Source organism: Christiangramia sabulilitoris (genome assembly GCF_007050985.1).
Taxonomy (GTDB): Bacteria; Bacteroidota; Bacteroidia; order Flavobacteriales; family Flavobacteriaceae; genus Christiangramia; species Christiangramia sabulilitoris.
Map to the genome: position 1 here is coordinate 254,274 of NZ_VHSF01000002.1, position 26,112 is coordinate 280,385.

Here is a 26,112-nt window from a genome sequence, read left to right on the forward strand (position 1 = left end):
AATTTGAAAGCTTAAAACTAAAAATACCATCCCGAGAAGCCGTATGCATTACCAAATATTTAACGCCAAAAGTTTCCATTGAATACATTGATAAACTCTGCAATGAATTGACAAACAACTTCATTAAGTTAAAATTCCCGGATGCTCTGAAAATTTAAAAAATTAAGATAATATTTGCATTTGTAAACCTAAGCCAGGCGAAACTGGCTTTTTAAATAATTCAGCATCACAGTAATGGAGGATAATACAGGCAGGATTTATCTGGTAGATGATCAACCAATTTCAAATTTTATCACCAAAAAATTGCTGGAATTAGAAGGCTATAAAGGAGCGGTTATAGATTTTACAGATCCAACCTTAGCTTTTGAAACGATTTCTGAAGATGAAAACGCCTTAATTTTTCTTGATCTGAATATGCCGGTAATGAATGGCTGGGATTTTTTAGAAGCCTTCAGGGAAAGAAATATAAATCATAGAATTATCATCTTAACCTCCAGCATCAGTAAAGTAGATATCGAAAAAGCCAAAGAATATCCTTTCGTTCAAAAATATATGATCAAACCACTGAATAAGAAAAAGTTCGCTGAAATTTCAGAATATTTGAACCCACCTGCACTTGCAACCAGATCCTAATAAACTTTTAGAACTCGCCTATGCTAAAATGCATTTTGGCAAGTATAAAGACTACTATCTTTCAGACATTCCCGAACCATATTATGTCTGGTTCAGGCAGAAAGGTTTTCCTCCCGGAAAGCTTGGAGACCAGATGCAACAGGTCTTTGAATTAAAGATAAACAGTCTGGAAGGTCTTCTCAGACAGATAAGAATGCGCTATCCCAAACCCAGATAAGCCGCGTTCACGCACGTTAAAAAGCTCTTAATAATAGCTTTCCAATTTGTCTGCTTTTTCTATTCTTCTTTGTAATTTAGCGCCCTGAATAAACAACACAACAAACGAGAATTAAAATGGCCAATACCAAGTATATATTTGTTACCGGAGGTGTGTCGTCATCCCTGGGAAAAGGGATCATCGCAGCTTCTTTAGCAAAATTGTTGCAGGCAAGGGGCTTTAAAGCTACTATTCAGAAACTGGATCCATATATAAATGTAGATCCCGGCACCTTAAACCCTTACGAACACGGTGAATGTTATGTTACAGAAGATGGTGCCGAAACAGATCTTGATCTTGGTCATTATGAGCGTTTTCTAAACGTAAATACATCACAGGCAAATAATGTTACTACCGGAAGAATCTATCAAAGCGTTATCGAAAAAGAACGCCGCGGTGAATTCCTGGGAAAAACGGTTCAGGTAGTTCCACATATCACTAATGAGATCAAGGAACGTATTCAGATCCTTGGCCAAAACGGTGACTATGATATCGTAATCACCGAAATTGGGGGTACGGTTGGTGATATTGAATCATTGCCTTATATCGAGGCTGTAAGACAACTGAAGTGGGAATTAGGTGATGACAACGCCCTGGTAATCCACCTTACACTGGTGCCTTACCTTTCTGCAGCCGGGGAGTTGAAAACTAAACCTACCCAACATAGTGTAAAAACTTTGATGGAAAGTGGAATTAAGGCAGACATCCTGGTGTGTCGAACCGAACATGAACTATCAGACGATATTCGCAGGAAACTGGCCATATTCTGTAATGTTCGCCAGGAGGCGGTCATCCAAAGTATAGATGCTCCTACGATATATGACGTACCCAATATGATGCTGAAGGAAGGCCTGGATACGGTGGTATTGAAAAAACTGGTATTGCCAGATGAGACTACGCCAAATTTGGATAGATGGAACCAGTTCCTGAAAAGACATAAGAACCCTAAAGCCGAAGTGCATATTGGTCTTATTGGGAAATATGTAGAGCTGCAGGATTCTTATAAATCTATCCTGGAATCTTTTATCCATGCCGGTGCAGAGAATGAAGTATATGTGAATGTGGAATATATACATTCAGAATTCATCAATGAAAACACCATTCACAATAAAATAAGTCATCTAGATGGTGTCCTGGTAGCGCCGGGATTTGGTGAGCGCGGAATTGAGGGTAAAATAGACGCCGTAAGGTACGCCCGTGAAAACGGATTGCCATTCCTGGGGATCTGTTTAGGAATGCAAATGGCGGTGATAGAATTTGCCCGGAATGTATTGCAGTTAAAAGGTGCAAATTCAACCGAGATGGATAGCGAAACAAAACATCCGGTGATCGATCTTATGGAAGCTCAGAAAGAGGTTACCCATAAAGGAGGCACCATGCGTCTTGGTTCCTGGGATTGTGAATTAAAGGAAGGTTCTATTATCTCTGAAGTTTATGGCACAGATAAAATTAAAGAACGCCACCGTCACAGATACGAATACAATAATAAATACCAGGAGCAATTGGAAAATGCAGGCATGCTAAGTACAGGAGTGAACCCTGAAACCAAACTTGTAGAGATCGTTGAGCTAAAAGATCATCCATGGTTTGTTGGGGTACAGTACCACCCCGAATATAAAAGCACAGTAGCAAATCCTCACCCACTGTTCGTATCCTTTGTTAAAGCTGCCCATGAGCATGCTGTAAAAAATGAAAATGCCAAGATGGCACAGAAACAATAATTGGCCATTTTTTTGACCTGGAAAGATTAAGCAAAATTAAATAATGGAAGAAAAGAAAGTAGATATTCAATCTATCATTGGATTTATTCTAATTGGAGGTATCCTGTTATGGATGCTATACAACAATACCCCTGAAGAAACAGCGGTTGAAGAACCACAGACAACAGAGCAGGTAGAAGACAGCACAAAGGATAATGAGGTAGCTGCTCAAGATCCTTCAGCAGAACCTGTACAAAATGATTCTACATCACTGGCAGACGCCCAGAGACGACTGGGAGCATTTGGATATTCAGAAACTTTAGCTTCAGCACAGGGTGGTACAACCACTATCTCTAACGATCTTCTGGAGTTGAAGATCTCAAATAAAGGTGGATATATTGAGGAAGCGAGATTAAAGAAATTTAAAACTTTTGACTCTATCCCGGTTTATCTGATTAAAGACAGTAACGCTTCTTTAAATTTAAAGTTCAGCACTACTGATGGCAGGACCTTAAATACTGAAAATCTGTATTTTGAGCCTCAGCTTACTGAAAATAATGGCAACCAGATACTTTCGATGAAATTGAAGGTTTCTGAAGATGAATTCCTCGAATATCGTTACTCCATGCGTCCGGGAGAATATATGATGGACTTCAGCGTACGCTCCCAGGGGCTAACCGGGGTTTTGAATACAGCTGAATCTCCTGTACTGGACTGGAAACTTAAAGGATACCGTCATGCCAAAAGTATTTCCTACGAAAACAGGTATACAGATCTTATTTATGAATATGATGGTGGCGATGATGATAACCTGAACAGTGGTGATGATGAAGAAGAAAACGTTAGCTATATAGCTTACAGACAACACTTCTTCTCCTCTATCCTATTGACTGACACTCCATTTAAGAAAGCGAGATTCGAAGTAGAGAATTTGGTGGAAGATGAGGAAATAGATACGGTTTTTACGAAAACCTTTGCCTCCACCATTCCACTGGATCTTAAAGCCGGTGAACTTAATTATAATATGAACTGGTACTATGGTCCTTCAGATTATAAGATCCTGAATGATTATGACCGTAACCTGGATGAAGTGATTCCTCTTGGATGGGGGATTTTTGGATGGATAAATAAATATCTCTTTATCCCTTTCTTTGCATTTCTGGCGGGAGTACTTCCAAGCTATGGCCTGGCAATTATCGCGATGACCATCGTAGTTAGAATAGTATTATCACCGGTTACCTATAAATCTTACCTGTCACAGGCGAAAATGAAGATCCTGAGACCAGAGATCAATGAAATTAGTGAAAAGTACAAGGACAATGCAATGAAAAAGCAGCAGGAAACCATGAAGCTTTATAGCAAGGCGGGAGCCAGCCCTATGAGTGGATGCTTGCCTGCACTAATGCAGATACCTGTATTTTATGCTTTATTCCAGTTCTTCCCAAGTGCTTTTCAATTAAGGCAAAAAGATTTCCTGTGGGCAGATGATCTTTCCAGTTATGATACGATCGCTGAGCTTCCTTTTAATATACCTTTTTATGGGGATCACGTAAGTTTATTCCCAATCCTGGCTTCTATTGCTATCTTCATTTATATGATGATGACTACGGGACAGAGTATGCAGGCTCAACAGCAACCGGGAATGCCTAACATGAAATTCCTTATGTATCTTTCGCCGCTAATCATGCTGATCTTTTTCAACAACTATGCGAGTGGATTATCACTGTATTATTTTACTTCTAACCTTATTACTATTGGTATTATGTTAGTGATAAAATATGTGATCATAGATGAAGATAAAATTCACGCCAAGATCCAGGAAAATAAGAAGAAACCTAAGAAACAGAACAGGTTTACCAAGAAGTTCCAGGATATGATGGAGCAGGCTGAGCAACAACAAAAGAACCAAAAGCGCTAATATTTTTAGCGCATACCAATAAAAAAGCCCCTTCAATTGAAGGGGCTTTCTAATTCAAACAATAAACAACAAATCAATTAATCATCAAGTGTTGGCAATAATACCATATCAATAGCGTGAATTACCCCATTAGTTCCCTGCACATCTGCGAGAACTACAGTAGCAGTTCTTCCACCCACATCTGTCACCGTTACATTGTCACCTACATTGATAGTAACATCTTCACCCTGGAAGGTAGTTATAGTCATTCCATCTGTAAGTGTACCAGAGGTAGCGTTAGCTTCCGTTACCACGTGATAGGATAAGACTTCAGAAAGCACATCTGCATCGAGATCTGCTAATGCGTTTAATTCCAGATCTGTCAAAAGATCTCCAAAAGCCGCATTAGTTGGAGCAAAAACTGTAAATGGAGTGTTTGTATCTGGAGAAGACAGAATATCAACAAAAGTATATGAGTCTTCACGAGTTAAAGCATCAACCAGGATAGAGAAAGTAGGATCTGCCAGAGCAAAAGTAACTACATTTGGAAGGCCAATTACAGCATCAACAGCGTGAATCACACCATTATCAACCATTACATCTGCAGTGGTTACAGTACTTACGCCATTCAGGGTTACCCCACCATCTGTATTAACATATAAACTTAGATTTTCACCATCAGGACCCGCAGTTGAACTACTTGTGTAATAACCTGTTTGAAGATCTCCTGCAGTTATACTTCCTGCCTGTACGTGATTTAATAGTACCTGTTCAAGAACATCTTCGGGAACTTCATCCAGGGATGCAAACCCCATATCTGAAAGGAACGCGGCAAATGCATCATTATCTGGAGCGAATACGGTATACTCAGTATCCCCGTCAAGTACAGAAAATAAATCAGCTGCTCTCAGGGCTGCAAATAAAGATGAATAGTTTTCACTATTTGCGGTAAAATCTGCAATCGAATTATCTGGAGTAAATGCATCATCTTCCGGTAATAAAACTCTGTCAATAGCATGAATAACGCCATTCGTCGCCTGTACATCTGTTACAATAATGGTAGTAGACCTATCATTTTCATCTACGATGGTCACATTTTCTCCTAAATAAATAGTGAATGTTCCAGATTCAAAGGTGGTAACTTCCATGGCATCGGTAAGGTCGCCCGCAACCACGTTAGCATCGGTAACTACATGATAATTTAAAACTTTTGCCAGAAGGTCTGCTGGTATATCATCTAGTCCGGCCATGCCTAATTCATCCAGTAAGGCCACAAAAGCGTCATCTGTTGGAGCAAATACGGTAAAAGGAGCTGGAGAATCGCCTGAAGTTTGTAGGATCCCGGTTCCATCAGCAGCGACATAATTATAATCGTCTTCTCTGGTCAGCGCCTGTACCAGGATTGAAAATGTTGGATCTGCGGTTGCAAAAGTAGTCACATCTGGAAGACCTATAACAGCATCCACGGCATGTACCACTCCATTATCTACAATATTATCTGCAGAGGTTACGGTACTAACCCCATTTATAGTAACGCCTCCTTCAGTATTAATAAAAAGGCTCACATTTTCTCCATCAGGTCCGGCTTCAGCAGAACTGGTGATATACCCGGTACTAAGATCTGTAGACAGGATACTTCCAGCCTGGACATGATTTAGAAGTATTAATTCCAGCACATCTGTTGGTACATCACCTAAAGAAGCAAAGCCGTTAGCAGTAAGAAAGGCAGCAAAAGCCTCGTCTGTTGGTGCAAATACGGTATATTCTGTATCTCCGTCCAGGGTGGCCGTTAAATTAGCAGCTTCCAGTGCAGCTACCAAAGAACTAAAGCCATTTTCATCGGCAAAATCTACTATGGTATTAGCTTCTACTACATCATCTGTAGGATCTGGAGTTACAGTAACATCATCTGTGAACTGGAAATCATCCTCCTCATCACATGCGGTAAAACCTAAGCATATGATAAGCGCCAGGGCACTCAATTTTAAATTCTTTAAAATAAAATTCATAATTCTAAGTTTTAATTATTGATTGGTTTTAACTTTTTATAAAAGTAGAACCAAAAACCGTATAATTCTGTTTAATCTTTGTTAAAAATCGCTAAACACCCTAATTTTTTATTTTTCAATGTATTGTTTTACAGCATATTAAAAATTTAAAAAACTGGACTTCTCCCGGTATACAGATAGAAACCGGGCACAAAAGCAATGAATTCTGGACTTAAATATTACGAATTGAAGTTATTTTTTCACCAAGAAAAATTTTTTCAACTCCTAATAATTTCTAACCCGATTTCTTTGAAAAAGGAAAGTTTATTTTTTGTATCGTAGCGCAAAAAGGTATATGAAACTGAAAATAGAATACGGAAGAAAGGAATACTAAAAATCAATATATTTGAACAATTAAACTAACTATTATGAAAAAGCTATTAATCTTATTAGTATCAGTTTGTCTTTTTACCGCTTGCAGCGACGATGATGACTCAGGAGCAGTAGAAGGTAATATTGTTGGAACCTGGTTGTTGGTCGAGGCTAATAATGTTCCCGGTTTCGAGGTAGATGACTGTACTGGACAATCCACCCTTACCTTTAATGCTGATAACTCTGCTTCATCAACTTTCTTTTCTGAAAGTGATGGTATTTGTAGTTCAGCAACTGAAAACGGTGTATGGACAAGTTCTGAAAATTCAAAATATACTCTTTTAGTACCGGGATTTGATGACCCTGTAACAGGGACGGTTACTTTTTCGAGTAATAACAGGTTCACCTTTGTTCCCGATGTCTTTACAGCATCGAATTTTGTTTTTCAAAGAAATTAAATAATCCAGGTTATGTAATTAAAGGTGGCTTTCGCCACCTTTTTTTATTTCGTAATTTTGTGCCCGCTTATGCGACTGCTTAAGCGGTTATTAAAAAAGCAAATCTAAGAGAATGAAAAAAGTAGTGGTCGGTTTGTCTGGAGGTGTAGATTCAAGTGTATCTGCCTATCTTTTAAAGGAACAGGGATATGAGGTCATTGGTCTGTTTATGAAGAACTGGCACGACGACTCGGTCACGATCTCAGACGAGTGCCCGTGGCTGGATGATAGTAATGATGCGATGATGGTGGCCAATAAACTTGGGATTCCTTTTCAAACCGTTGATCTGAGTGAACAATATAAGGAGCGAATCGTTGATTATATGTTCAATGAATATGAAAAAGGAAGAACGCCAAATCCCGATGTTCTTTGTAATCGTGAAATTAAGTTTGACGTTTTTATGAAGATCGCTTTATCTCTGGGAGCAGATTATGTTGCTACAGGGCATTATTGCAGGAAGGCTGAGTTTGAAAAAGATGGAAAAATGATCTACCAGCTTCTTTCCGGAGAAGATAATAATAAGGACCAGTCTTATTTCCTTTGCCAGTTAACCCAGGAACAATTATCAAAGACTCTTTTCCCGATTGGGGAATTACAAAAATCTGAAGTAAGAAAGATAGCAGCAGAACAGGATCTGATCACGGCAGATAAAAAGGATTCCCAGGGACTTTGCTTTATAGGAAAGGTTCGCCTTCCGGATTTTCTTCAGCAAAAATTAAAACCAAAGGAAGGAGTGATCGTAGAAGTACCTGCAGATTCAGCTAATTTTTCTGAAGAAGAAGTGAGCTTCAATTCTCACTTGGAAGAGTTAAAGCACCTTTCTAAAAAATTCAATTACTCACAGGAGGACGGGAAAGTAGTGGGAAAACATCAGGGTGCACATTATTTCACCAAAGGCCAGCGTAAAGGTCTGGCGGTTGGAGGCACCCCGGAACCGCTGTTCGTTATTGATACAGATGTTGATGAAAATATTATTTACACAGGACAGGGTAAGGACCATCCGGGTATTTACAGGCAGGGACTATTTGTAACCGAAGACGAGATTCACTGGGTTCGAAAAGATCTACAAATTGATGAAAATGAAGAATTAAGGGTAAAAGCAAGGATAAGATACAGACAACCTTTGCAGGATGCCATCCTTTACCAAACCTCCAATGGAATGTATGTGATTTTTGATGATCCCCAGGCTTCAATCACTGAAGGTCAATTCGTGGCCTGGTACAGGAATGAGGAATTATTGGGTTCTGGAGTTATTTCGTAATTTGAAACTCTTTAGAACACTACATGAAAAAATTTTTCCTGCTTATACTTTTCGTATCGCTGAATATAAATGCGCAGCAGGAGCATGCGTGGGTTTTCTTCACCAATAAAACGAATGTTCAGGAAGCCCTGGAAGATCCTTATTCCATACTATCACCCAGGGCCGTAGAAAGAAAATCCCTGAGAGGCACCCCTATAGATGAAAGGGATGTACCGGTGAACGAAAACTATATCGCACAGATAAAAAACCAGGAAGGAATTAGCGTCAAAGCTAAATCTAAATGGTTCAATTGTGTCCATGTGATAGGCTCTTTGGAACAAATTTCAAATTTATCTTCCCTAAACTTTGTATCTAAGATCGAATTTGCCAGCAATGAGCTGGAAAATCGAGCTTCACTACAACAACTGGAAAAAGTTGATAAACTGGAAGCGAACGTTGAGTTTACCTATGGCCCGGCAGGCAACCAGGTTAAAATGCTGAATACAGATTACCTCCATCAAAATGATCTAACCGGGAACGGAATCATCATTGCCGTGATGGATGCCGGTTTTCCCAATGTTAATAACCTGCAGGCTTTTAGCCGCTTAAGAACTCAGGGGAAATTATTAGGCGGATACGATTTTCCTGGAAGGTCCTCGAATTTCAGTAATACCGATTTAGATGGCCACGGGACGGTAGTCCTGGCTACCATGGCTGGTTTTTTAGAAGACGAATATACAGGCACTGCACCAGACGCTTCTTACTACCTTTTCAGAACTGAAATCGCCCCAACCGAAACTCCTGTGGAAGAAAGCTACTGGGTTGAAGCTGCAGAACGCGCAGACAGTCTGGGTGTGGATATTATTAATACTTCTCTTGGCTATACCACCTTTGATGAAGAAAAATATGATTATTCTCCGCAGGATATGGATGGAAAAACAGCCTTTATCTCTCGCGGTGCATCTGTTGCTACAGAAAAAGGAATGCTGGTGGTAACTTCTGCAGGCAACCGCGGTGACCGGGAAAACTTTAACATTATTGGGGCTCCCGGTGATGCAAATGTATTGACCATTGGCGCAGTAGATAAAGACGGTGAATATGCTTTTTTCAGTTCTACTGGCCCCTCTGCAGACGGAAGGACCAAGCCAGATCTTGCAGCACAAGGGCTAGAGATCATTACAATAGATGAATTTGGAAACCTGGTAGTGGCTAGTGGCACTTCCTTCGCCTCTCCTATTCTCGCCGGTTCAGCCGCCAGTTTATGGCAAGCAAACCCCGAATGGACCAATCTTGAATTAATGCAAATACTGCGGGAAAGCGGCAGTTTATATGAAAATCCCAATTCCATGCTTGGTTATGGAATTCCTGATCTTAGTACCGCCTATCAGTCTACCGGAAGTGAAAATTTTACCCCTGGAGATTTCATATTTTCTCCTAATCCTGTAAAGAATATTTTAAATTTTGTAAGTCCTGAAGATCTGGCTTTCGATATAACTGTTTTTGATACTTTAGGACAGAAAATATTGCATCAAAAAAATACGAAGGATAAAATAGACCTTACCGGTTTTTCCAGTGGTATTTATATTGTTATGTTTGAACAAAATAGTTCAAAAAAATCATTTCTGATCATCAAAGAATAATGGCATCAAAAAATAAAATCACCAAACTTTTCAATATAAAATATCCATTGATCCAGGCAGGAATGATCTGGGCCAGTGGCTGGAAATTAGCCAGTGCTGTTTCTAATGCCGGCGGACTGGGTATCATTGGTTCGGGCTCTATGTATCCTGAAGTTTTGAGGGAGCATATTCAGAAATGCAAAAAGGCCACGAATAAACCATTCGCAGTGAATGTTCCCATGTTGTATCCTGAGATCGAAAAGATCATGGAGATCATTATCGAAGAGAAAGTCGGGATCGTATTTACCTCTGCAGGTAATCCTAAAACCTGGACAAATCATCTACAGCAACATGGAATAAAGGTGGTACATGTAGTAAGCAGCGTAAAGTTTGCCATAAAATCACAGGAAGCTGGCGTAGATGCCGTAGTTGCTGAAGGTTTTGAGGCAGGTGGTCACAACGGCAGGGATGAAACCACGACTTTTACCCTGATACCAATGGTAAAAGAAAAGATCTCTATTCCTTTGATCGCGGCGGGAGGAATAGCCACAGGAAGGGGAATGCTGGCGGCTATGGTCCTTGGTGCAGATGGCGTTCAGGTGGGCAGCCGGTTCGTAGCAACCCCCGAAGCGTCTTCACATAAAAATTTCAAGCAGATGGTCGTGGAGGCAGAGGAAGGCGATACGGTTTTAACCCTAAAAGAATTAGCTCCTGTTCGCTTATTGAAAAACAAATTTTTTGAAGATGTCCAGGCACTATATGCCAGGTCACCAAGTAAGGAGGAATTAAAGGATCTGCTGGGCAGAGCAAGAGCTAAAAAAGGCATGTTTGAAGGTGACCTGGAAGAAGGTGAACTGGAAATCGGGCAGATCTCGGGTTTGATAAATGAGATAAAACCGGCTGCAGAAATTGTGAAAGAGATGATCTCTGAATTTGAAGCCGCCAGAAAAGAAGTTGCTGATTTTTAACTTGAATAGCGCTCCAGTTTTTCAAGCTCTTTACTAACGAAATCTCTCCATTTCTCCTCTGCTACTTTGTTCGCACTATGCGAGGTTTCCCGATCAAACTTATTTTGCATGGCTACGCGCTGTGCTTCTATAGAATTATAAATCTTCTTAAGATCCTGTCGAATATTTCTACCCGGTATATAATTCTCCAACTCACGGCGTAATTTCCGGGCATGAAGTTCAGAAATATCAAAGTGTAATTGTTCGTGCGCCAGTAAATATTCTTTATCCTGAACATCTTTCACCCAGGATTTACCCGGATAAAAATTAGTATGAACCTCGTGTTCTAAAACAGGTTTTCCAGAGGCGGTGCTGTAAGTCCAGCTATAACTAAATCCCGAATTGGTATTTGCTGAATAGGAGTTTGTATAATCTGGTTTTGCCTTAAAATCATTCCAGCTGAGAGGTCTGTTCGCCTGCCATTTGATCTTCTCTGTTTTTTCCTGAGCGGTGATTCCGGAAAAAAGGAAAATGCAAATAACTAGCAGACTAAATTTTCTCATGAATATGTGAAAGAAATGTTCTTTTCAATATCCGGATGCAAACTATGGAAAACGGGACAGTTGAGAGCGGCGTTTTCCAGGATCTTCGCTTCTTTCTCGCTATATTTTTCAGGAAATTTGATATTGATTTCGATCTGCGCAATTCTTCTAGGCTCAGCAGCCATAACTTTAGTTACCTCAGCAGAAGTGCCTTTAATTACCAAGCCCATCGATTCTGCTTTTATGCCCATGATCGTTAGCATACAGGTTGCCAGTGAATTTGCGACCATATCTGTTGGAGAAAAAGCTTCTCCCTTTCCATGATTGTCTACCGGTGCATCTGTAATCACTTTGGAACCACTCTGCAAATGTTCAGATTCGGTTCTTAGATCACCAAGATATTTTACTTTAGAGGTCATCTGCTACACGAATTGTAAGGTCCTTGTCCAGTTTTAAGATATAGATAGCATCGTTGGTAAATCCACCATTTTCATTAGGGAGATAGTGAAATTTACTTTCGTAATATTCTGTATATCCCGGGTATTTTACAAAAGATTCATAAAGATCCTCAGCAGAAGCCAGTCTTAGAAGTACATCCATAGTTAGATCATAACCCCTTACGGCATACCTGTTAGGTTCCACCCCAAATCTTTCGATATATTTCTCATTAAAACTTTTTGTTGCCTGGGAATCATATTCCTTATCTACCGAAGGATAATGAAATTTCAAATTTCCGAGGTGATTATTTGAAACTATATCATTTTCGAAAGCGTTAGTCTTATTGGTCGTTAACAGCGTTATGTCAAAATTCCGGGCCAGCCTGTTCAATGCAGCAGTCACGCTGCTTACCAGGTTTACATTTTCAGATTCCAGAATAACATAATTAGATCCTGTACTTAGTACTCTCTCGATTTCCTGGTCTGCAACATAGTTACCGGTAGGAATTACAGATCTTGCATTTGGAAGTATATTGTTAAGCTCTCCTTTGATCTTAAAGGCTTTCCCATCGGCAATTACCACAACATTCTTTCCTTCAGCATGTTTTGAGATCCATTCCAGCATGGCGTTTTTCATAAATTCCTCACTTGGAACGGACTGAAAGAGATTTTGATAACCTCGCATGCTGCGGTTAGAAAGCGGATTGATAACCGGAATATTCCTGTTCTCCAGTCTTGAAGCAGCAACTTCAGTAGGATCCTGCAAAAGTGGTCCAATTACGGCATCTACATTACTAAAGTCATTGGTATTGATGATGGTAGCAACTTCAGATTCGTTTTGTTTGGTGTCGTACACCCTAAGATTTGTAGAAATCCCCATAGACTTCGCCTTATCCAAAGCCATTAGGACACCACTTTGAAAATCCAGCGAGATCCTTACCACACGCTCATTCATGATCGCGTTCCTGTAAGCTTTCAATGAATCTTCCTCGATCTTATTAAGGTTGTAAGGCAACATCAGAACAATCTCCTTCGTCCTCCGGTTACTTATAGCGTTGCTTAAGTCCAGTTTAGTATCGGCTTCAGAGTCCATCCCGGCGAAAGCTTTCTCTCCGGCAGATGTACCATCAGGATTTTCAGGCACCTTAAGAATCATTCCAAATTTGAGTCCGTCCTTTAAAGCAGGATTCAATTGTTTTAATGAATCGATGCTAACGCCAAATCTCCTGGTAAGGCTAAAAAGTGTTTCCTGAGGTTGTACCTCGTAAAAACTAAATCTATCATCCAGGATGATCACGGGTTCATCTTCGAGAACATCTGTTCCTACCCTTATCATCATACCAGGTTGCAGCTCGTCAACATTTGGATTTACTGAATTCAGCTCTTTGACGGTCATACCATATTTCCTGGCTATACCATATTTAGTCTCTTTAGGAAGAACTATATGCTCCCTGGTTTTAGTGATCTGATTATTCTGAACTTTAAAAGTTGGTGCAACATCTGAAGTTTTCTGAGGGCCTACAGGTTCGTTTCCTGATATTCTAGAATTAACTCCTACCGGAATATTAATGGTTTCGCCCTTTTGAAGTCCGCGGGAATAAAGCTGCTTATTGTATCTCTTAATAAGATCGATCTCCACATTGTACTTCTTTGATAAGCTGTACAAGGTCTCTTTCTTTTTGACCTTATGCTCCTTGAATTTTGTAGAATTTGCAACAGTGTTTTCCGAAGGTTTTGAGTCACTTACCGGAATGACCAGTTTTTCGTTTACCCCTATCCCGGCTTTAGCATCCGGATTGTATTTGTATATATCTTCTTCCGCTATATTATAAGACCGGGAAATACTAAAAACGGTCTCCCCTTTCTTTACAGTATGATATTTATACGCCTGGGCATGAGCCGAAGTAGAATAAATCTGAAAAAGAAAACATATTACAAACAGGTACTTCATTACTTTTCGATTTAGGTTGCAATTACAATATAATTATTCCCACTCAATAGTAGCAGGCGGTTTTGAACTGATATCATATACCACTCTATTAACGCCTTTCACCCGGTTTATTATTGTATTGGACGTCTTTTGCAAGAACTCATAAGGCAAATTAACCCAATCTGCGGTCATACCGTCGGTAGATTCCACAGCTCTTAGCGCTACTACCTGCTCATAAGTTCTCTCATCTCCCATTACTCCCACAGACTGAATTGGCAGCAGGATCGCACCAGCCTGCCAAACTTTATCATATAACATCCAGTCTCTTAACCCCTGGATAAAGATATGATCTACTTCCTGAAGGATTCGAACTTTTTCGGCGGTGATATCACCTAGTATCCTTATAGCCAGGCCAGGTCCCGGGAATGGGTGTCTTCCCAGTAACTCCTTGTCTATCCCTAGTTCCTTCCCTACTCTTCTAACCTCATCCTTAAACAGCATTCTAAGTGGTTCTACCACTTTTAATTTCATGAAATCGGGTAAACCTCCCACGTTATGATGTGACTTTATGGTCACTGAAGGTCCGTTAACTGAAACAGATTCGATCACATCGGGATAGATGGTACCCTGGGCCAGGTAAACCACATCTTCTATTCCATGTGCCTCATCATCAAAAACCTCGATAAAAGAATTCCCGATAGCTTTACGTTTCTCTTCAGGATCGCTTAGTCCTTTTAATGCATCCAGGAATCGTGCCGAAGCATCTACACCTTTCACATTAAGTCCCATATGCTTGTATTGATCCAGCACTCCTTCGAACTCATTTTTTCTAAGCAGTCCGTTATTTACGAAAATACAATACAGGTTCTTACCAATGGCTTTATGAAGTAAAACTGCAGCAACTGTTGAGTCTACTCCTCCACTAAGGCCAAGCACCACCTTATCATCTCCTATTTTTTCTTTTAATTCTGAAACCGTCAGGTCCACAAAGGCACCCGGGGTCCAGCTTTGTTTAGTCCCTGCAATATTCACCAGGAAATTCTCCAGCAGCTGTTTCCCGTCTGTGGAGTGATATACTTCCGGATGAAACTGTATAGCATAGGTTTCCTCCCCTTCAATTCTATAGGCTGCATTTAAAACATCTGAAGTACTGGCCAGGCGCACGGCATTTTCAGGCAATTCTATTATAGAATCACTATGACTCATCCAAACCTGAGAATTCTCCTTGATATTTTCAAATAACGGCTCAGCATCCTTGATTACAGTAAGGTTTGCCCTTCCATACTCCCTGGTATCTGAAGGCTCCACTTTTCCGCCGTGAAAATGGGCGAAATATTGGGCGCCATAACAAACCGCAAGAATTGGCAGTTTTCCACGTATCTGGGAAAGATCCGGATGCGGGGCATCATCAGCTCTAACCGAAAACGGGCTTCCCGAAAGAACAACCGCCTTAAACGTAGACAGGTCTTCAGGGATTTTATGATAAGGGTAAATTTCGCAGTAGATATTCAGCTCTCTAACTCTTCGCGCGATAAGCTGCGTGTATTGTGAGCCAAAGTCCAGGATGAGTACGTTGTTTTGCATGCGCAAAAATAGGAAATTGAGGCTAAAATAAAACCCGTGAACCAATTAAATTAAACTTAATAAAAGCCCCTGGATTATCAATTTGGATCAATAAGGTCTGCATCAAAACCAATCAGTGAAGGGTTTCCAAGATCTCATCAATATCTTTCTCGGTGGTATCTGGATTTATAAAGCAGAAACGAACCACGCTTTCATCTTTCCAGATAGAAGGAGTCACCAATGCAAATCCTGCATTGTGGTTTTTATAAGTCCAGTCCCGGTAATCTTCAGCGGTCCAGCCCTTCCTTTTAAATAGTACAACAGAGAGACTGGCAGGTCGCATTAATTCAAGGTTAGGATCTTTTTTGACCTTTTCTGCTGCGATCTGTGCAAGTTCAATCCCCCGTTCAATCGCTTCTTTGTATTTATTAGTTCCGTGCATGGCCAGAGAAAACCATAAAGGCATTCCGCGAAGCCTGCGGGTTAACTGTATCTGGTAGTCTGCCGGGTTAAATCCCTGTGCGCCTTCATCTTTAAAGATTTCCAGATAAGCACCCTTCTGGGAATGGGCTTTTTTAGCAAGTTCCAGATCTTTATAGATCACAGCACCACAATCATAAGGAGAAAACAGCCATTTATGAGGATCTATGGTAATACTGTCTGCTTTCTCAATCCCGTTGAATAAATGGCGTACAGAATCTGCCGCCAAGGCACCTCCACCATAAGCGCAGTCTACGTGCAACCAGATCTTTTCCTGTTCACAGAAATCTGCCACAGATTGCAGATCATCAATAATCCCGGCATTGGTGGTTCCACCGGTCGCAACCACCGCAAAAAGACGATTCCTGTCTGCCTCATTTAAATTATGCACCGCATCTTTTAATTGATCCCCGGAAAGATATTCCTCATCTGAGTCTATTAAATAGACATCTGCATCCATTACTTTCGCCATGGATTTTATTGAACTATGCGCCCCGGTAGAGGTCATTAATAATGCACGTTCCCTGGCGAAATCTGGTTTTTGTTCTCTCCATTCTTCACGGGCGGTTACCAGCGCAGAAAGATTCGCCGCCGTACCACCACTGGTAAATACCCCAAACGCAGTTTCCGGAAGACCGGTAAGCGAAACCAGCCATTTCATCGCCTGGTTCTCACAAAATATACCACCGGCACCTTCCATCCAGTAAGCACCATGTATACTGGAGGCAGAGGTTACCAGGTCGAACATGATCGCCGCCCGCGTAGGAGCTGCAGGAACAAAAGCCAGGTGTCTCGGATGATCTATAGGTACGGTAGCCTTCACAAGTACATCTCGGAATAACTGAAAGGCATTTTCCCCTCCGATTCCCTCTGGGGTGATAGTTTCTCCTACTATTCTAAGGAGTTCTTCTTCTTTTTTGGGAGCACCCAGTTCGGGTGTGATATTGGAGATACGGTCTATGGTATATTTCATGACGTCCAGGGTCATTTCTACCAGGTCCATATCTATGGTATGCATTCTATTTTTTTCCAAAAGTGAGAATTTTAAAGTTGGAATCAAGTGGATCCAGTTCTTCCTTTAATTTTACTATCAGGTCTTTGCCATACTCGGCATAAAATTCTGAAAAATTTGTCTGCCGTTCCTGAAGGCTTCTGTTTGGAAATAAATCATTCTGAAGTGCCGCGATTCGCTCCACCTCATCCTTTAATTTTCTTTTTTGAGCTTTCAGCAATCTTTTTTCAAGTTTGTCCAGGCCCTTCAATTGTTTCACTTCCTGTGCTTTTACAGCTCCAAGAAAAGATTCATCTGTTTTTTCGGCTAGATCATACATCTGTTGAAACTGTTTGACCAGGTGTTCTTTTTGATTGGAAAAATCGATATTGATATTCGAGATCTTCCGAACTTTACGGTTGATCAATTCATGCTGTTTCAGGAATAGTTCCGGCAGGGATATATCGAGCCTTTCTCTTTTTGAATTTTGTTTCTTAGATTGAAGCAAAGCCGAATTACGCAATAATAACATGGGAAAGCTCACTTCTTCTGCCTCAAAATAATCCTTTAGCTCCAGCCAGTAGGCCAGTTCTCCACCGCCGCCAATATAGCAGAGGTTAGGAAGTATCACTTCCTGATATAACGGCCTCATCATTACATTAGGACTAAAGCGTTCCGGATGATTTTTTAATTCGTTTAATAAATCATCCTTAGACCAGGAAATGCTAGTATCATGAATAAAGAATTTTCCGTCCCGAAAAATTATTCGCTCCCTTAATTCATCAGTAAGGTAGAATAGGTTGATTTCCCGGGGATTCACCTGTACACTATAACCCAGCGAGTTTAATTTTTCAACGGTACTGGACGTTTTCTTATAAGACACCTGCTCTAAAAGCTCATTCTTTACATAGGGGATAAAGTGCTTTTTTAATCTTTTATCCCCGGCGGAAAGAATGACCAGGCCATAATCGGAAAAAAGTTCATTGGCTATATAGCGAGTTGCATCGGTTAAATTGTCGTGGTCCAGGTAGGCCTTTTTAAACAGCTCTTTCAGAAAATCTGCATTATTACCAGACCCGATTTCAGCTGAAAAAAGTTTATAGACCTCTTGAAGACCTTCGGTAGAAAGGCTCCCTACCGCTGTTTTACCCGCTCGTTTATCGGCATTATTCCATTTGAATTTTTTTCCGTTAAGGTTGAAAAAATTGATCTCTTCAAAATCGTGATCTTCAGTAGCCATCCAGTAAACCGGTACAAAATCCTTATCCGGAAATTTTTGTTTTAATCTCTCGGCTAGGTTAATCGTAGACACGATCTTATATAAAAAATATAACGGACCCGTAAATAAATTTAATTGGTGCCCCGTAGTGACGGTAAATGTATTGTTGCGTTTTAGCGATTCAATATGATCGCGGGTTATAGCAGAAGTTTCTAACCCTGCATATTGATGCTGTAATACCTCAACCAGATCCTTCCTTATATGATGATCATAGGTATCTTGTTTCTCATTGATCTGAGCTTCAAATTGATCTAGTTTTGGAAATCTGATATAGAGATCGCTTAATTCCTTTTTTTCAGAGAGATAGTCAAGAATTAAAGCGGTAAAATAATTGGTTTCGGAATACGAAATACAATCGGTTGGCATAAATTTTAAATCTGTTTGCAAAGATATCGAAGATAGGTATTTTATTCCCTAAATTTTAGTTAATTCAAGCCTAGATGCTATCTTTACTCGGCTTATTCAAAAATAAAATCTTTACATGAAACAACCGCTTAACCTCATTATTTTCCTGTTTCTAGCTCTTCAATCTATAATCGCACAGCAAATTAAAAGTCCCTCAGAATTTTTGGGCTATGAGCTTGGAAGTCAGTTCTCGAGACATGCAGATGTGGTAAACTATTTTGAACATGTCGCTCAAAATTCAGCGCTGGTACAATACTATACTTATGGCAAAACCAACGAGCGAAGACCACTTACCTATGCGGTGATCACTTCAGAAGAGAATATGGGCAGAATTGATGAAATTCGGCAGGCACATTTGCAAAAAGCAGGTATTGGTGATACCAGTACCAATTCAGATATGGCGATAGTTTGGCTTAGCTATAATGTTCATGGAAATGAAGCTTCCAGTACCGAGGCATCCATGAAAACTTTATACCACCTTATTACCGAAAAAGAAGACTATCTAAAAAATACAGTCGTCATAATAGATCCGTGCGTTAACCCAGACGGTAGAGACAGGTATGCCAACTGGTACAACCAGGTGAAAGCAGAGCCTTATAATATTAGCCAGGAAGCTTCTGAACACCATGAGCCATGGCCCGGGGGACGACCTAATCATTATCTTTTTGACCTTAACCGGGATTGGGCATGGGCAACCCAGATAGAAACACGGGAACGGCTTAAAATTTACAATCAATGGTTACCTCATATACATGTGGACTTTCATGAACAGGGTATTAATGACCCTTATTATTTTGCCCCGGCGGCAGAACCTTTCCATGAGGTGATCACTCCTTTTCAGAGGGACTTCCAAACTAGGATCGGGAAAAATCATGCGAAATACTTCGATGAAGAAGGCTGGCTGTATTTTACCGGAGAGCGCTTTGATCTCCTATACCCAAGTTATGGGGACACTTACCCAACTTATATGGGTTCTATCGGGATGACCTATGAGCAGGCCGGTCATGGTCGTGCTGGTTTAGGTATCCAGACAGATGAAGGATTCGTACTCACTTTGAAAGACCGGGTAGAACATCACTTTACTACCGGAATATCTACCGTCGAAGTAGCTAGCAGGAATGCTTCAGAATTAAACCAGGAATTTCAGAATTATTTCGAGGGTGGAGATTTTCAATATAAAAGCTATGCTTTAAAAGGCAATCCGGATAAACTTAGAACCCTTCAAGAATTACTAGACCGCCATGAGATCACTTACTCAAAGGTGAGATCAGAAAAAATTAATGGATACAATTATCAAAACAAGGGTGCCGGCAGCTTACCTGCTGGCACCGGTACTATGATCGTATCTACAGATCAGCCTAAAGGGAAGATGGTCAAAGTATTATTTGAGCCACAAACCAGGCTTGTTGATTCACTTACCTATGATATAACCGCATGGAGCCTTCCATACGCCTACGGATTGGATGCTGTTGCGAGCAATAAACTACTTAGTGGTACAGCCGAAAATGCAACTGCCAGTATTGATAATAAAGCTAATCCCAGAGCCGCCGGTTATATTACCAAATGGAACAGCATGCAGGATGCGCAATTTCTTGCTGAACTTTTAAAAAGTGAGATCAAAGTTCGAGTTAGCGAGGTGCCTTTTGAAAGCAACGGCAAAAAATTTGCTCCCGGAAGCCTGATCATTACAAAAAGTGACAATCAAAATTTAGATAATTTCCATGCAAAGGTGGTGGCGATCGCCAATGAATACGAGCGTCAGTTATTAACTGCCGAGACCAGTTTTGCCGGTAGCGGGCCAGATTTTGGCTCATCTGATATCAAGATCATAAACCAACAACGAATTGGTTTGTTGAAAGGAAAGGAAGTATCGTCACTTAATTTTGGTGAGATCTGGTATTTCATGGAGCAGGATCTAAACTACCCCGTAACCCCTTTACATACTGATTATTTTGAGAGGGTAGATCTTTCAGACTTTGATGTTTTGATCATGCCCGAAGGATGGTATAAGGATTTTATGGACAAGAAAACCCTGGAAAAAATCAAGACCTGGGTAAGTAGCGGAGGAAAACTTATTGCCATTGGTAGTGCGGTGGGATCCTTCAAAGACAAAGCGGGTTTTAAAATAAAAGATAAAAGGGATAGTTTAAAAGATTCTACCGCCAAAAAAACCAACCTTATTCCTTATGCAGAAAGAGAACGGGAAAGCATCAAAAACCTTATTACGGGTAGTATTATTAAGACTCAGGTTGACCATACACATCCGCTGGCTTTTGGATATGATGATACCTATTTCACCTTAAAAGTAAGCAACAGCAGTTACGACCTGCTTGAAGAAGGATACAATGTCTCATATATTAAGGATGCTGAAGTGGTTTCTGGATTTGCCGGTAGCGAAGCCGTTAAGAATCTAAATAATTCACTGGTCTTCGGTGAAGTGTCAATGGGTAGCGGAAGTATTATCTATATGGTTGATAATCCACTTTTCAGGGCATTCTGGGAAAATGGGAAACTTTTCTTCGTTAATGCTCTTTTCTTTACAAACAATACTGTTAAGGACTATTAATAACAAAAACAATGAAATCAATAAGATCTATAATATATATACTCATGGTGCTTACCGTTAGTACGGTTAGCAGCCAAACAAATACAGAAAAGTTTTCAGTAGATTTTGAAACTTTTAACCTGGAGAACGGTTTAATAGTGATCCTGCACCAGGATAGATCAGACCCTGTGGTTGCGGTAGCGCTTACAGCTCATGTAGGTTCTGCAAGGGAAAAAGAAGGAAGAACAGGTTTTGCGCACCTGTTCGAACATCTCTTATTTCTTGAATCTGAAAACCTGGGTAAAGGAGGTCTGGACAAGCTAAGTGCCCGCATAGGAGGATCTGGCGCTAACGGTTCTACCAGTAGAGACAGAACCAATTATTTTCAAACCGTCCCGAGTGATGCCCTGGAAAAAATGATCTGGGCCGAAGCCGATAAACTTGGTTTCTTCATCAATACCGTAACCGAGCCGGTGCTGGCGAAGGAAAAGCAAGTAGTTAAAAATGAAAAACGCCAGGGAGTGGATAATCGTCCATACGGACATACATTTTATGTGGTAGACCGCAATCTTTATCCTGAAGACCATCCTTACAACTGGCAGGTAATTGGCAGCCTTGAAGATCTGCAGAATGCTACCTTACAGGATGTCAAGGAATTTTATAACCGGTGGTATGTTCCCAATAATGTCATCCTGACGATCTCTGGAGATTTTGATAAAGAGCAGGCAAAGGAATGGGTTCACAAGTATTTTGATGAGATACCTCAGGGCCCGGAAGTGCAGGAACTTGAAAAGCAACCAGTAAATCTTCAGGAATCTAAAAACCTTTATCACGAAGATAACTTTGCTAAACTACCGGAATTGACGCTCACCTGGCCTTCGGTCTATTCTTACCACAAAGATTCATTCGCTTTGGAGATCCTTGCCAATTATCTTGGTGACGGCAAGAATGCACCACTGTATAAAAAACTGGTAGAGAAAAAAAAGCTAAGCGGCAATGTAGCCATGTTCAATTATACCTCTGAGCTGGCCGGACAATTGATGCTTCAGGTTAGAGCCTACGAGGGCAAGGACCTGGATTCGGTGAAAATAGCTATCGAGAAAACTTTCTCTGAGTTTGAGAAAAATGGAATCCCGCAGAGAGATCTTAAGAGGATCAAGGCGGGACTGGAAACAAATTTCTATAATTCTATCTCCAGTGTTCTTGGAAAGGGTTTTCAGCTAGCCCAGTATGAGATCTTCGCTAAAGATCCAAATTTCATCAATAAAGAGGTCGATAAAATGCTGGCAGTTACTGCAGACGACGTGCTGCGGGTGTTCAGGAAATATATAAAAGACAAAAATTATGTCGCAACAAGCTTTGTTCCGAAGGGAGATATAAGCCTGGCCCTCGAAAATTCTCAAAAAGCTGAAGTTGTTGAAGAAAAGATCGTGGAAGGCGCCGAAGAAGATTTTGACCCTAATCAAAACGTGAGTTACAAAAAGACTCCCTCGAGTTTTGATAGAAGTATAGAGCCTCCATATCATGGAAAACCAGAATTGAATATTCCCGAGATTTGGGATGCAAGAATGCCATCGGGAATGCAGGTAATGGGAATTACCAACAACGAAGTGCCGGTTGTAAGATTCAGCCTGGAAATGAAAGGTGGTCAACTATTGGAAAACCGCGATAAAGCAGGAGTTTCAAATATGCTCGCCAGCATGATGACTAAAGGAACCGCTAAAAGAACCCCGGCAGAACTGGAAGAGGCCATCGAATTACTAGGTGCCGAGATCTATGTAAATGCCGGTGAGGAAAAGATCACTATATCGGGAAATACCCTCGCTAAAAACTATGCAGAAACCATGAATCTGGTTAAGGAGATCCTGCTTGAACCAAGATGGGATGAAAAGGAATTTGAATTACTTAAACAACAAATTTTAAGCGAGCTTCAGGAAGAAAAGGGTGATCCAAATGCCATCGCTCAAAATGAATTTAAAAAACTTATTTATGGCGAGAACAGCATTCTCTCCTACAATCAATTGGGAACTCCTGAAACTGTGAGAGGTCTGAGTATAGAGGATCTAAAGAATTATTATGAAGAGAACTTATCCCCATTGGCCGCTACTTTTCTGGCTGTGGGTGCGGTAAATAAATCTGAAGCGGTGAATTCGGTAAAGGCAATTTCGGCTAACTGGGCTCCAAGGAATATCAAATTCCCGGAGATCCCGGAATTTGAACTTCCAGAGAAATCCAGGGTATACTTTTATGATGTTCCCGGAGCGAAACAATCTGTCTTTGCTTTTGGAGCTCCTTCACTATCAGCAAAAAATGAAGATTTCTACCCGGCAGAAGTAATGAACTACCGTTTAGGTGGGGGCAGCTTCGCTTCGAGACTTACCCAGGAACTAAGAGAAGGAAAGGGATATACTTACGGGATAAGATCCAGGTTTACAGACAGATCTTATATTGGACCTTTTATGATCACCAGCGGAGTAAGAACTAATATTACCTATGAAGCAGCAGAACTGGTTAGAGACATCGTAAAAGACTATGCTACGACCTTTGACGAGAAAGATCTTGAGGTAACTAAAAGTTACATGATAAAGAGCAACGCCAGAAGATTTGAAACTCTTGGCGCAAAACTTAATATGCTTCGCGAGATAAGCGATTATGGCTATAATTATGATTACATAAAGGAACGAGAGCAAAAAGTTGAGGAATTAAATGTTTTAGATATACAGGACCTGGCGAAAAAATATGTAGATCCAGACCGGATGTACTATCTGATTGTTGGTGATGCCGAAACTCAGCTAGACAGGCTTGAAGAATTGGGTTATGGAAAACCGATACTTTTGAATGAGGAAAATTCGAGTAACTAAAAGTGGCGTGATAAATAAAAAAGGCGGGAAATCAATTTCCCGCCTTTTTTTTTCAGATCAATGATCCTGAAATGCTCCCCTTAATTTAGAAATATCATCTTTAGAGTAGCCCTTTAAAGGCGCCATTGTTCCCTGAGCACCTGGCGCTTTGATAATAAGGTTATTTTTAGAAACCGTAATATTTATCAAACTCTCTAGCTTATAGGAATGCACTTTTCCCATGTTGGGCTTGTAATTTAATTTCTCATGGTTCCATTCAATATATTCGGCATCTTTATTTCTGGACCGGTATGCCTGAAATAAGTATAACAGTCCAACTACCAAATAAGCAATACCTATGATCCAGTTAAAACTCAGGCTTTCATCTCCGCCTAAATTCAATAAGAAATAGAATACACCTAACACTAACCAGAAAAATCCAAAAAGAGTAAAGTGATGGCGTTTAAAAAAACCCAGTTTTCTATTTATTCTTTGCATTATTATAGAATCTCAAAACAGGGTTCTAAAATAATAAAATATAGAAATTACAGGAATACTTAAACCGTCTTGATCTTTAGCTCCTTACGTTTAGGTTTTTCAGCAGTTACATTTAATGGCTCCCCATAAAGGTCAAAATCTGCAGCTTCGGTGATCTTTACTTCGTAGTAGTCACCTGTCTTTAGATAAACTGAGGTAGCATCGATCAACACCTCATTATCCACATCTGGTGAATCAAATTCGGTACGTCCAACAAAGTAGTTACCTTCTTTTCTATCAATAACTACTTTAAAGGTCTCCCCTATTTTCTGCTGATTAAGTTCCCAGGAGATCTGAGACTGGATTTCCATGATTTCATTAGCTCTTTCCTGCTTCACATCCTGTGGCACATTGTCCTCAAGATTATAAGCATGGGTATTCTCCTCATGGGAATAGGTAAAACAACCAAGGCGCTCAAAACGCATCTCCTTAACCCATTCTTTTAATTCCTGAAAATGTTCTTCGGTCTCACCAGGATAACCAACAATGAGAGTGGTTCTAATCGCCATTTCCGGTACTGTCTTTCTGAATTCCTTCAGAAGTTTGGTAGTTTTTTCATGAGTGGTTCCACGACGCATAGACTTCAGAAGATCATCTGAAATATGCTGAAGCGGTATATCAAGGTAATTACAAACCTTTGGTTCACGTTTCATCACTTCCAAAACATCCATTGGGAAACCGGTTGGAAAGGCGTAATGCAATCTTATCCATTCTATACCTTCAACCTTTACCAGGTTTTCAAGCAATTCGGCGAGGTTACGCTTTTTATATAGGTCGAGACCATAATAGGTAAGATCCTGGGCGATCAATATCAATTCTTTTACCCCATTAGCCGCAAGCTTCTCAGCTTCGGTCACCAGGTTTTCGATCGGCGTGGATTTATGCCCTCCACGCATTAACGGGATCGCACAAAATGAACATGGACGGTCACAACCTTCAGCGATCTTCAAATAAGCGTAGTTCTTTGGAGTCGTGGTCATACGCTCCCCAATCAGCTCATGCTTGTAATCTGCTTCCAGGGCCGCAAGAAGTCCGGGTAATTCTGTAGTACCAAAATACTGGTCTACATCCGGGATCTCTTTTTGCAGGTCTGGCTTATATCGTTCGCTCAAACAACCGGTCACAAAAACCTTATCTACATCTCCCTGTTGCTTCTTTTCAACGAATTCAAGAATGGTATTTACAGATTGCTCCTTGGCATTATCAATAAATCCGCAGGTATTTATCACTACAATATTTCCGTCCTCTTCATGTACAACGTCTTTATCATTGGCCTTTAGCTGACCCATCAAAACCTCGGAATCGTAAACATTCTTACTACAACCAAGGGTTACCACGTTGATCCTGTTCTTTTTTAGTGACTTCGTCCTCATAAAATTATATACTTTTTAGCCCTGATCATTTCCGAAGGAAT

The 26,112-nt window shown here is 40.5% G+C and carries 19 protein-coding genes; 10 read left to right on the top strand and 9 right to left on the bottom strand.

Features of this window, described 5'->3' with window-relative positions:
• Positions 1 to 234 precede the first annotated feature (234 nt).
• The 4 genes from FGM01_RS07600 to yidC all read left to right on the top strand — a co-directional run bounded on the left by FGM01_RS07600 (position 235) and on the right by yidC (position 4,507).
• Complete coding sequence (locus tag FGM01_RS07600; protein WP_143410559.1) at positions 235 to 633, top strand: response regulator; 399 nt, start codon at positions 235 to 237, stop codon at positions 631 to 633.
• Positions 611 to 850, top strand: coding sequence for a DUF3820 family protein (locus FGM01_RS07605; protein WP_143410560.1), 240 nt, complete (start codon positions 611 to 613; stop codon positions 848 to 850). The genes FGM01_RS07600 and FGM01_RS07605 overlap by 23 nt, the downstream gene beginning before the upstream one ends.
• Positions 851 to 966: 116 nt before the next feature.
• Entirely contained in the window at positions 967 to 2,610 is a 1,644-nt protein-coding gene (locus FGM01_RS07610) for a CTP synthase (RefSeq protein ID WP_143410561.1), read from the top strand.
• 43 nt (positions 2,611 to 2,653) lie between these two features.
• A complete protein-coding gene (gene yidC / locus FGM01_RS07615) occupies positions 2,654 to 4,507 on the top strand; it encodes a membrane protein insertase YidC (protein ID WP_143410562.1) in 1,854 nt (617 codons plus the stop codon).
• A 77-nt stretch (positions 4,508 to 4,584) separates the two neighbouring features.
• Here yidC and FGM01_RS07620 read toward each other — a convergent pair whose 3' ends face one another.
• Complete coding sequence (locus FGM01_RS07620) at positions 4,585 to 6,495, bottom strand: fasciclin domain-containing protein (protein WP_143410563.1); 1,911 nt, start codon at positions 6,493 to 6,495, stop codon at positions 4,585 to 4,587.
• A 407-nt stretch (positions 6,496 to 6,902) separates the two neighbouring features.
• On the opposite strand from FGM01_RS07620, the gene FGM01_RS07625 reads away from it, so the two are divergent.
• From FGM01_RS07625 to FGM01_RS07640, 4 genes are all read left to right on the top strand, one after another.
• Positions 6,903 to 7,304, top strand: a complete 402-nt coding sequence (locus tag FGM01_RS07625; protein ID WP_143410564.1) for a lipocalin-like domain-containing protein — start codon at positions 6,903 to 6,905, stop codon at positions 7,302 to 7,304.
• Between the two features lie 112 nt (positions 7,305 to 7,416).
• Entirely contained in the window at positions 7,417 to 8,604 is a 1,188-nt protein-coding gene (gene mnmA / locus FGM01_RS07630; RefSeq protein WP_143410565.1) for a tRNA 2-thiouridine(34) synthase MnmA, read from the top strand.
• A gap of 23 nt (positions 8,605 to 8,627) precedes the next feature.
• On the top strand, positions 8,628 to 10,223 hold the full coding sequence (locus FGM01_RS07635) for a S8 family serine peptidase (protein WP_143410567.1): 1,596 nt from the start codon (positions 8,628 to 8,630) through the stop codon (positions 10,221 to 10,223).
• On the top strand, positions 10,223 to 11,170 hold the full coding sequence (locus tag FGM01_RS07640) for an NAD(P)H-dependent flavin oxidoreductase (RefSeq protein ID WP_143410568.1): 948 nt from the start codon (positions 10,223 to 10,225) through the stop codon (positions 11,168 to 11,170). The genes FGM01_RS07635 and FGM01_RS07640 overlap by 1 nt, the downstream gene beginning before the upstream one ends.
• On the opposite strand, the gene FGM01_RS07645 is transcribed toward FGM01_RS07640, so the two are convergent.
• The 6 genes from FGM01_RS07645 to bshC form a co-directional block, all read right to left on the bottom strand.
• Positions 11,167 to 11,712 (bottom strand): DUF922 domain-containing protein, encoded by a 546-nt coding sequence (locus FGM01_RS07645; RefSeq protein WP_143410570.1) that lies wholly within the window; start codon positions 11,710 to 11,712, stop codon positions 11,167 to 11,169. The genes FGM01_RS07640 and FGM01_RS07645 overlap by 4 nt on opposite strands.
• Entirely contained in the window at positions 11,709 to 12,110 is a 402-nt protein-coding gene (locus tag FGM01_RS07650) for an OsmC family protein (protein ID WP_143410572.1), read from the bottom strand. The genes FGM01_RS07645 and FGM01_RS07650 overlap by 4 nt, the downstream gene beginning before the upstream one ends.
• A complete protein-coding gene (locus FGM01_RS07655) occupies positions 12,100 to 14,079 on the bottom strand; it encodes a LysM peptidoglycan-binding domain-containing protein (RefSeq protein WP_143410574.1) in 1,980 nt (659 codons plus the stop codon). The genes FGM01_RS07650 and FGM01_RS07655 overlap by 11 nt, the downstream gene beginning before the upstream one ends.
• A 33-nt stretch (positions 14,080 to 14,112) precedes the next feature.
• Positions 14,113 to 15,642 carry a glutamine-hydrolyzing GMP synthase gene (gene guaA / locus FGM01_RS07660; protein ID WP_143410575.1) on the bottom strand — a complete coding sequence of 510 codons (1,530 nt, stop codon included), beginning with the start codon at positions 15,640 to 15,642 and terminating at the stop codon, positions 14,113 to 14,115.
• Between the two features lie 112 nt (positions 15,643 to 15,754).
• Complete coding sequence (locus FGM01_RS07665) at positions 15,755 to 17,119, bottom strand: pyridoxal phosphate-dependent decarboxylase family protein (protein ID WP_143411054.1); 1,365 nt, start codon at positions 17,117 to 17,119, stop codon at positions 15,755 to 15,757.
• A 1-nt stretch (position 17,120) separates the two neighbouring features.
• On the bottom strand, positions 17,121 to 18,737 hold the full coding sequence (gene bshC / locus FGM01_RS07670; RefSeq protein ID WP_143411055.1) for a bacillithiol biosynthesis cysteine-adding enzyme BshC: 1,617 nt from the start codon (positions 18,735 to 18,737) through the stop codon (positions 17,121 to 17,123).
• A 115-nt stretch (positions 18,738 to 18,852) separates the two neighbouring features.
• On the opposite strand from bshC, the gene FGM01_RS07675 reads away from it, so the two are divergent.
• Entirely contained in the window at positions 18,853 to 21,342 is a 2,490-nt protein-coding gene (locus FGM01_RS07675; RefSeq protein ID WP_143410576.1) for a M14 family metallopeptidase, read from the top strand.
• A gap of 11 nt (positions 21,343 to 21,353) precedes the next feature.
• A complete protein-coding gene (locus tag FGM01_RS07680) occupies positions 21,354 to 24,182 on the top strand; it encodes a M16 family metallopeptidase (RefSeq protein WP_143410578.1) in 2,829 nt (942 codons plus the stop codon).
• Between the two features lie 57 nt (positions 24,183 to 24,239).
• On the opposite strand, the gene FGM01_RS07685 is transcribed toward FGM01_RS07680, so the two are convergent.
• Both FGM01_RS07685 and rimO read right to left on the bottom strand, forming a co-directional pair.
• Entirely contained in the window at positions 24,240 to 24,659 is a 420-nt protein-coding gene (locus tag FGM01_RS07685) for a hypothetical protein (protein WP_143410580.1), read from the bottom strand.
• Positions 24,660 to 24,718: 59 nt separating this feature from the next.
• A complete protein-coding gene (rimO, locus tag FGM01_RS07690; protein ID WP_143410582.1) occupies positions 24,719 to 26,071 on the bottom strand; it encodes a 30S ribosomal protein S12 methylthiotransferase RimO in 1,353 nt (450 codons plus the stop codon).
• Positions 26,072 to 26,112 lie beyond the last annotated feature (41 nt).